Below are 290 nucleotides of genomic sequence, written 5' to 3'. Positions count from 1 at the left end.
CGGACGATGTCCACGCCACGGGTCTGGTCTTCGTTGGCGCCGGTCAGGCCGTCGAGCGCGCGGGTGGCGTAAAGCAGCGCCGTGCCGCCACCGGTGACGATGCCTTCTTCCACCGCCGCGCGGGTGGCGTGCAGGGCGTCGTCGACGCGGTCCTTGCGTTCCTTCACCTCGACTTCGGTCGCACCGCCGACCTTGATCACGGCCACGCCGCCAGCAAGCTTGGCCAGGCGTTCCTGCAGCTTCTCGCGGTCGTAGTCGCTGGTGGTGACTTCGATCTGGGCGCGGATCTG

1 protein-coding gene is annotated in these 290 nt (G+C 69.0%); it reads right to left on the bottom strand.

Features of this window, described 5'->3' with window-relative positions; all coding sequences use genetic code 11:
- The coding region (locus BGN95_RS06175; protein WP_286771992.1) for a TCP-1/cpn60 chaperonin family protein at nucleotides 1-290 on the bottom strand (290 nt) is incomplete at both ends.

Origin of the sequence: Sphingomonas sp. 66-10, assembly GCF_001897045.1 — a bacterium.
GTDB lineage: Bacteria > Pseudomonadota > Alphaproteobacteria > Sphingomonadales > Sphingomonadaceae > Sphingomonas > Sphingomonas lycopersici.
This window is presented reverse-complemented; position numbering and strand designations above follow the sequence as displayed.